A 6,870-nucleotide genomic window follows, 5' to 3' on the forward strand; every position below is an offset into this window, starting at 1 on the left:
CGCGCCGATTGCAGGATGCGGTGAGGTTTCTCTGCAATGCGAGCGCAAGCGGATGTTGTCTCGTTCATTGGGATAGCCCCATCTAGAGCCAAGCCCAGAGAACGACAAGATGTGATCGCAGCGATATTTCCCACGATCACAATTATATTTTGCTTGACGGAGCTATTACATATTGACGCGCGTCAGCCATGGCATTATGTGCATCGAGACGCGATGTGGCGACGCCTTATCGTGGCCAAAAACGCATTTCAAAGATGGAATTTTCAGAAAATGGCAGAACGTTACTTGCAGATTTCGTCCCTCTTTGATCCGGGGAAAAAGCGCATTGAAGAGGCGTTAGGGATTTACCGAGAGATGCAGGGCCGATGGCAAGGCGGCCTCGGCATCATCGTTGAAGAACACAACGGCCAGCTTTGGCTTCATCATGCTGGACTTGGCCAGCGGCATGACGCCTTGATTCACGCGATTGGGTTTGTCGCCGAGTGCGCCCGTCAACTTGGTCTTTCCGGAACGTGGAGTGCCGAGTGGTCGAAAGCTTGCTCCGAGCCCCTAATTGGCGGCTCCGGTGGTGGTTTTGTGGTGGTAGACCTCGAAACGCAAGCTGTTTGGATGAAGTCAACTGACGAACTGTTTGCTGTTTATAAGGCGTTAATGAATAGCACGACGCAATTCGGAAGTAAAAATTACAATAAGGTGCCTTTGCCGATCGAAAAAGCTGCTACTGCGAGGGAGTGGTTGAAAGAAAAAGCCATCAAAGACTGGACCGACTTCACACGTGTCGTGGGCTTGGAGAAAAGTTCTCTTGCCGTGGATCAGGTCTTTTTGATCAAACCGGACCAAGCCGCTATCGAGTTCAAGTTTGTATTTGGTGGTGTCTAAACCCGCCCGGAGCGGTTGACTCAACACATTTCGGCGCGGGCGGTCGCAAGAACTTGAGCTTTTTCGACCCCGAGCCGACACGCGGCAGAGTTCGCAGTTCGCGCGTTCACGATCTTGAGCCGTAACGGGTTCCGCTCGACTTGGGGATTTTCACGCCAAGCCCCCTCAAATAGCCAAGAAATTCAGCTTCAACCTTGGCACCGAGCAACAACCGTCCGCCGTGCGACAGGCAATCGAAGCCCTTCTCGGCGGCAAGGGCAAGTCTTACGCGGGCCGTGATCTCGTCGCGAACCGCCCTGTGTTGGTCTCGGATTTCGATGAACGTCTTCCAGTCGAAAGCGTTTTGCTGACTCTCGATCTCGTCTCGGATGTTCAGCAGCGGTAGCCCTGCTTCACGCCGCAGGGCATTCCGATTCGTTATTTCGGTGAAAAGTTCAGCCTTGCCCATTTTTGCTCCAGTGCTCGACATCGATGGAGCAATGAGGTCGCCCTTTCAAGCACCTGCGCGCTCTCAAATCGCTGCGCCGTCCGACCCGGCCACGACGCCCGCCTACGTGTCGCGACGCCTCATGCCCCGGAACTTATAATCGGTCCAATCAGGAAACGCGCTGATTTTTCGCCCGCCGCAAGTCGAACAAACGAACCGCCGAGCGCGCGGGATTTCAGGAAACGGCGTGTCGCGCGCCAGAGCGACGTCCTCAAATGTGAGCCGCTTTTCTCGTTTGCAGTCGCCGCAGATGAGAAAGAACGCAGCCACGCCAAGGCTTTCCATGTGAGCGATCGTTGGCGGCTGGATCGGCAGAGCTTCGGTCATCGTGGGCGCAATATCCCAGATTCGTCATCTCGACACACGTCGGCTGAAACGCCATGCGGGGCCACATTAAAGAAGCCCCGCATCCTATACCGACGTTATTCAGCCGCAGCTTTCGGCGCGGTCTTTTTCGCAGCAGGCTTCTTCTTCTCGGCAGGTTTCTCGACGGGCGCCGGTTCGCCCGCCTTTCGACCGAGTCCCGCGCTCTTGGCCAAAGAGGACCGTTGCAAGCTGTAATTCGGAGCCACGATCGGATAATCGGGCTTCAGTCCAAAAGCCGCGCGATATTCATCTGGCGACATATTGTGCTCGGATTGGAGGTGACGTTTAAGAGACTTGAATGGCTTGCCGCAGCAAAGACACGTCAGGGCTTCGGGGCTGATGGACTTTTTTAAGGAAACAGCCGGCTCCATTTTCTTCGGCTCTTCAGAAGCGGCCTCGGCAACGCCGCTCGATATGCCGAAGGCGGTCTTGACGGTCTTAATGACTTCGGGGAGATCAGCCGGGGCGACGGTGTTATTTGACAGATACGATGACAATATCTGAGCCACAAGCGACGCGTTGTCGTTCTCAGCCATATGCGTTTCTCCGAATCTTGCTGATGACGTTAATTTCAAGTAACGCGCGTGTCTCATGTGTGTCAATCTACGTGGCAGAAATATTGCTGTAAATGCATGGAAGTTTGCAACGCCCGGCTTGATTTCGGCTCGCACCAATCGGCGACCGAGCTAAACGATATCGGTCTACGCGCCGCTGAGATCGTCAAAATAAATTGATGTTTGTCAGCGCGCTGCCTAAGCTTGAGAAATGTCAAAAACGATAATAGCGTAATGAAGATAAGCAAAAAAAGCCACGAGAGGTCCGTTCAGTTTCTTCAACGAGCGAATAACCGAGGCTTTGCTTGCGAGCTTTTCCGCAATAATGCGGAGAGCCGTCAAAGGGAGGCGATCATGATGAACAATGTTGAACTCGTGAAATCGCTATACGATGCGTTCAAGCGCGGCGATCTTGAGACGATCTTCGCGGCGTCTGACCCCAACATTAAATGGATTTCCAATGCGGACCCGGCCCTCATCCCGTGGGGTGGCGAACGCAATGGTGTTGAAGCGGCAAAAGGGTTCTTTAAAGAACTCGGGGACCATGTGGAATTTGAGTCCTTCATGCCGCAAGAATTTTTCAGCGGTTCCGATTCTGTGACCGTTCTTGGTCATACGACCGCTCGAATGAAGCCGTCAGGAGGTTTGGTCGAGCACGAGTGGGCGCACATATTCAAAATCGAGAACGGGAAGGTCGTGGAATTCCGAGACTTTACCGACACCCACGCGGTCGTTCAGGCGTATTTCGGAGGCGATATTCACTCAGTCACCGTGGCCGCATCTGAGCAGACGGCGCGGCTTCATCACTGATCCCTCGCCTTTGTAAAAAGGACCACCGCGCAGCGGTGAAGAACTTCACCGCTGCGTCGGATGTGTGCTTTCGATCGCTGCTAACTTCAGCCGGGAGCGGCAAACATCCCCAAGGCCGCATCCGAGATTTTCCTCAATCGCAACCGGCATGGAGTCCTGCTGGGATAATGATCGGTCTTCCGTTCATGCTGCCGCTGACCAATGAGCGCGATCTCGATGCCATCGCGACGAACGTGGTTTCGTCGCTGGAAAGCCATCGTCAAATTCCAGCCTTCTCGCTTGCGTCCGGGGGATTGAGCGTTACGGAAGCATACCGCGTCCTTCGTCGTCTCCGCCGCGCGTTCGAGGCGCGGGGGGAAATCGTCACTGGCCGGAAAATCGGCTTTACGAACCGCCAGATGTGGGCGGCGCACGGCGCTTGAGCCAATATGGGGATATTGCACCGACCGGACGACTTACGAACTCGCGACTGCGCCGGTTCATTCGCCGACGAACTTCGCTGAGCCGCGCATCGAACCGGAAATCATGTTTGGTCTTGGGACGGCGCCATCGCGCGACATGGACGAGGCTGCGCTGCTCGATTGCATAGATTGGATCGCGCTCGGCCACGAAATTGTGCAATCCATTTTTCCCGGATGGAAATTCAAGGCGCCGGACACCATTGCGGCTAACGCGCTCCATGGCGCGTTGCTCGTTGGCAAACGCCACGCTTTCGCGCCAAGGAAAGAAGCTTGGCGGCGCGAACTCGCCAGCTTTGGCGTCGAACTCTACTGCGATGACAGCCTGAGCCAGATTGGCGGAGGCGCGCTTGTGCTCGACAGTCCGCTCTTGGCTCTTCGCCATCTTGTCGAACTGCTGGCTAACGATCCCGAGAATCCGCCGCTTAGCGCGAACGAAATCGTGTCCACCGGAACGTTGACCCTCGCCATGCCGGTCAGCGCGGGGCAAACATGGACGACGCGAGTTCACGGCATTCCGCTTGAGGACATCGTCGTCAGGTTCGAGGCATGACGACACCAACCGTTTGCCCCAGCAATGATGACAGAACGCCAACGCATTTGAGACAATGCTCCATGCGGGAGTTGTCACGCCGCCTTATGGTGGCGGCGAGCGCGAAGCGCACGTCGTTATGCGCAATCGCGAAGACGCAGCGGGGTTTCGTGATCGCGGTGGCGCGCGTCAGCCTCCCGCTGCTCGAAAGCGCAAACTCGGTTCCGGCCAAGCCGTTTCGCTTTGTATAGGCCCTGATCGGCGTCAACGATAATTCCGTCCGCGCAGTCGTTCTGCGGATGAACAACGGATGCCGCGCCGATCGACGCGGTAACAAATGGGCTTGCGCTGTTGCCGGGATGGCGAATTTCGCGCTCCTCGATGTTTCGGCGCAAACTCTCGGCCACGGTCATCGCGCCGTCGATGTCCGTTGACGGGAGCACGACGGCGAATTCCTCGCCTCCGTATCGGGCGGCTAAATCGGCATCGCGGCGAACTGACCCCGCGATGATTTTCGCGACCGCTGCAAGGCACTCATCGCCGCCAGCGTGGCCGAATTCATCATTATATTGCTTGAAATGATCAATATCGATCATCAGAAGCGAAAGCGGTTCGCCGGCTCGCGACGCGCGTCCCCATTCTCTTGCAAGCGTGTCGTTGAACGTCCGCCGATTGGGCAGACCGGTCAAACCGTCGAGACCTGCAAGATTGCGAAGCTGGGCCTCCGCCGCCTTCATAGCCGTTAAATCTCGGATGGACTCCATCACACCGATAAGTTCGCCGTCGGGGTCGTAAATCGGCCCGGCGTCGCCAGCCATGTAAACCCGCCGTCCGTTCGGCAGGTCGCACCAACTCTCGACGGTGAGCGCGCCCTTGGCGACCGGCGAGTCTGAGTAGGCGACAAAATACTCCGGTGCCCATTCAACCGTGTCGTTTAAAACAAGATCGGCGAGGCAAGGCCGCTTGGCCGGGTAAAACGCCTTCCAATGATCCTTGGTGCCCACGACGCTCGCCGCTGGAACGCCGGTGAAGACCATGCAAGCTCGATTCCAGAGGATGACCTTGCCCTCTTTGTTGAGCACGAACGTCGGCGCAACATGCTGATCCAGCGTGGCGAGCAATGCCTCTGAGATTTTGTTCATAAATCTTGGGTTGCGACAGAGAGGGTTGCGCAACCCTAAGCAGAATAGATGAATGTGTCCTTACACCCATTGCGGCGGCTGGCGGTTGGCGGCCACCGGATGCAGTCGGGCGACGGTCGCGAAGATTGCAAACGCTTGGTCAAAGCCGAAAAAGACGCAGCGGCTCAGCCCCGCAACAATCCGGCGCGGGCGAATGCTGGATCATTTTCACACGCATCGGCACGCGCGGTTCGGAAGCCAGCGGAGTTAAACCTCGGAGACGATCCAATAACTTTTGAAATATGGGAGCAAAGCCGTGACGAAGCTCATTTCTTGTTCTGCAATTGCCCTGACGCTCGTCGCCGCCGAAGCCAACGCCCAAGGTCCCGGCGACCCAAAGGCAGGTCTCGATTTGGCGCAACGTGTCTGTTCGGAATGTCATGCAACGGTCGTCGGGCAGGATCGGTCCCCAAACCCGAAGGCGCCAACATTTTCTGACCTTGCTGCATCCCCCGGGATGACGCGCACCGCGCTACTGGTGGCTCTCACGACGCCGCATGCAGGGATGCCGATGTTCACGCTCACGGGATGACATCATCGCATACATTCTCAGCTTGCATGAAATCCAACGTTGAAGTTCGGGCGTCCGTCGCTAGAAAATCTTGAGACGTTTCGCGACCTCCGGAACGGAGCGCGCCCCATGACGATTAACTGCCTTGTTGGTCGGCCAAATTGATTTCGGTGCGGAGTTGCGCGCACCTTCTAAGGAGACGTGCCATGGGAGACCCACAGGTTGGTTGGATCGCGGCCATCGTCGTCGGCGGGATTGCAGGCTGGCTGGCCGAGCAATTCATGAAGAGTGATATGGGCGTGCTGATGAATATCGTGCTCGGCATCATCGGAGCGGCCATTGGCGGCGCCATTTTCGGCTTTTTTGGCATAGCGGTAGGCGGTTGGATCGGCTACCTGATCGCTGGGTTCGTCGGCGCATGTTTGCTGATTTGGGTGGTCCGCGCACTACGGGGCCGCGCGGCGTGAACACGTCCGCGCCCCCGGAATGCTAAAGCAGAATGCCGGCGGGTGTCGTGCGCGTGCGCGGGTCGAGTTTGGGCGTGATCCTGTTTGCCTTCTGATAAGACTCCTGAAGCGGGCGCAGTGCGCCCAGCCTTCATTCACTGAGCGAGCGAAACCTTGCTGGCGAGATCATCAAGATCGACCGCGCCGAAGGATTCCATGAACCGAACCGTTTCGTTGACGATCAACCGGGACGAGACGTGAAGTTCTGCACATATGGCCTCATGCGTTTCCCCCGAAACGATACGGTCGAGCAGTTCCCGCTCTACAGAAGTCAATGATAGCAACTGCCGGTGGAGCAGCCGTAATCCTTCGCGATGATATTCTTCGGTAGGCATAGGGACCCCGTCACCAGTGATCTGATGGCTTGGCTGACCCAGTTTTCTTGTTCCGAGCCAACGACCGTCAGTTCGACCTAAACCAATCAAGGGGAAGCGAATTTTGCGCCCCGCCGTATGCATAGCTGAAACGATTGATGCGAAAAAAGACGTATTTCAGAGCTGGCCCGGAGAATCTGGACAGGACGATAAGTGGCTTTTGTGCCTGACAGCGGCGATGATCGCCGCGCATCAGGAGAGATCATGACCAA

At 56.6% G+C, this 6,870-nt stretch carries 11 protein-coding genes; 6 read left to right on the top strand and 5 right to left on the bottom strand.

Annotated elements, in window-relative coordinates; translation table 11 throughout:
- Positions 1 to 231 precede the first annotated feature (231 nt).
- The gene (locus M2320_RS19475) at positions 232 to 879 is read left to right on the top strand and encodes a hypothetical protein (protein WP_264598707.1); all 648 of its coding nucleotides are present in this window, start codon (positions 232 to 234) and stop codon (positions 877 to 879) included.
- Positions 880 to 985: 106 nt separating this feature from the next.
- Here the strand turns inward: M2320_RS19475 and M2320_RS19480 are convergent, their stop codons facing one another.
- From M2320_RS19480 to M2320_RS19490, 3 genes are all read right to left on the bottom strand, one after another.
- Positions 986 to 1,327: a hypothetical protein gene (locus M2320_RS19480; RefSeq protein WP_264598708.1), complete on the bottom strand. Its 342-nt coding sequence runs from the start codon at positions 1,325 to 1,327 to the stop codon at positions 986 to 988.
- Positions 1,328 to 1,429: 102 nt separating this feature from the next.
- Positions 1,430 to 1,693: a hypothetical protein gene (locus M2320_RS19485; protein ID WP_264598709.1), complete on the bottom strand. Its 264-nt coding sequence runs from the start codon at positions 1,691 to 1,693 to the stop codon at positions 1,430 to 1,432.
- Positions 1,694 to 1,788: 95 nt separating this feature from the next.
- A complete protein-coding gene (locus M2320_RS19490) occupies positions 1,789 to 2,268 on the bottom strand; it encodes a MucR family transcriptional regulator (RefSeq protein WP_264598710.1) in 480 nt (159 codons plus the stop codon).
- Positions 2,269 to 2,640: 372 nt separating this feature from the next.
- Here M2320_RS19490 and M2320_RS19495 point away from each other — a divergent pair, with 372 nt between their 5' ends.
- The 3 genes from M2320_RS19495 (at position 2,641) to M2320_RS19505 (ending at position 4,107) form a co-directional block, all read left to right on the top strand.
- Entirely contained in the window at positions 2,641 to 3,096 is a 456-nt protein-coding gene (locus M2320_RS19495; RefSeq protein ID WP_264598711.1) for a nuclear transport factor 2 family protein, read from the top strand.
- 167 nt (positions 3,097 to 3,263) lie between these two features.
- Positions 3,264 to 3,518, top strand: a complete 255-nt coding sequence (locus tag M2320_RS19500; RefSeq protein WP_264598712.1) for a hypothetical protein — start codon at positions 3,264 to 3,266, stop codon at positions 3,516 to 3,518.
- A gap of 136 nt (positions 3,519 to 3,654) precedes the next feature.
- Complete coding sequence (locus tag M2320_RS19505) at positions 3,655 to 4,107, top strand: hypothetical protein (RefSeq protein ID WP_264598713.1); 453 nt, start codon at positions 3,655 to 3,657, stop codon at positions 4,105 to 4,107.
- Positions 4,108 to 4,223: 116 nt separating this feature from the next.
- On the opposite strand, the gene M2320_RS19510 is transcribed toward M2320_RS19505, so the two are convergent.
- Positions 4,224 to 5,228, bottom strand: a complete 1,005-nt coding sequence (locus M2320_RS19510; RefSeq protein WP_264598714.1) for a sensor domain-containing diguanylate cyclase — start codon at positions 5,226 to 5,228, stop codon at positions 4,224 to 4,226.
- A 295-nt stretch (positions 5,229 to 5,523) separates the two neighbouring features.
- On the opposite strand from M2320_RS19510, the gene M2320_RS19515 reads away from it, so the two are divergent.
- Both M2320_RS19515 and M2320_RS19520 read left to right on the top strand, forming a co-directional pair.
- On the top strand, positions 5,524 to 5,799 hold the full coding sequence (locus M2320_RS19515) for a cytochrome C (RefSeq protein WP_264598715.1): 276 nt from the start codon (positions 5,524 to 5,526) through the stop codon (positions 5,797 to 5,799).
- A gap of 185 nt (positions 5,800 to 5,984) precedes the next feature.
- Entirely contained in the window at positions 5,985 to 6,245 is a 261-nt protein-coding gene (locus M2320_RS19520; protein WP_264598716.1) for a GlsB/YeaQ/YmgE family stress response membrane protein, read from the top strand.
- A 134-nt stretch (positions 6,246 to 6,379) separates the two neighbouring features.
- Here the strand turns inward: M2320_RS19520 and M2320_RS19525 are convergent, their stop codons facing one another.
- Complete coding sequence (locus M2320_RS19525; protein WP_264598717.1) at positions 6,380 to 6,619, bottom strand: hypothetical protein; 240 nt, start codon at positions 6,617 to 6,619, stop codon at positions 6,380 to 6,382.
- Positions 6,620 to 6,870 lie beyond the last annotated feature (251 nt).

It is taken from the genome of Rhodoblastus acidophilus, assembly GCF_025961575.1.
GTDB classification, from domain to species: Bacteria; Pseudomonadota; Alphaproteobacteria; order Rhizobiales; family Beijerinckiaceae; genus Rhodoblastus; species Rhodoblastus acidophilus_C.

Bases quoted from the DNA above. Each gene is read 5' to 3' on its own strand.
- M2320_RS19480 (WP_264598708.1), bottom strand. From the start codon at position 1,327: ATGGGCAAGGCTGAACTTTTCACCGAAATAACGAATCGGAATGCCCTG.
- M2320_RS19485 (WP_264598709.1), bottom strand. From the start codon at position 1,693: ATGACCGAAGCTCTGCCGATCCAGCCGCCAACGATCGCTCACATGGAA.
- M2320_RS19490 (WP_264598710.1), bottom strand. From the start codon at position 2,268: ATGGCTGAGAACGACAACGCGTCGCTTGTGGCTCAGATATTGTCATCG.
- M2320_RS19495 (WP_264598711.1), top strand. From the start codon at position 2,641: ATGATGAACAATGTTGAACTCGTGAAATCGCTATACGATGCGTTCAAG.
- M2320_RS19500 (WP_264598712.1), top strand. From the start codon at position 3,264: ATGATCGGTCTTCCGTTCATGCTGCCGCTGACCAATGAGCGCGATCTC.
- M2320_RS19505 (WP_264598713.1), top strand. From the start codon at position 3,655: ATGGACGAGGCTGCGCTGCTCGATTGCATAGATTGGATCGCGCTCGGC.
- M2320_RS19510 (WP_264598714.1), bottom strand. From the start codon at position 5,228: ATGAACAAAATCTCAGAGGCATTGCTCGCCACGCTGGATCAGCATGTT.
- M2320_RS19520 (WP_264598716.1), top strand. From the start codon at position 5,985: ATGGGAGACCCACAGGTTGGTTGGATCGCGGCCATCGTCGTCGGCGGG.
- M2320_RS19525 (WP_264598717.1), bottom strand. From the start codon at position 6,619: ATGCCTACCGAAGAATATCATCGCGAAGGATTACGGCTGCTCCACCGG.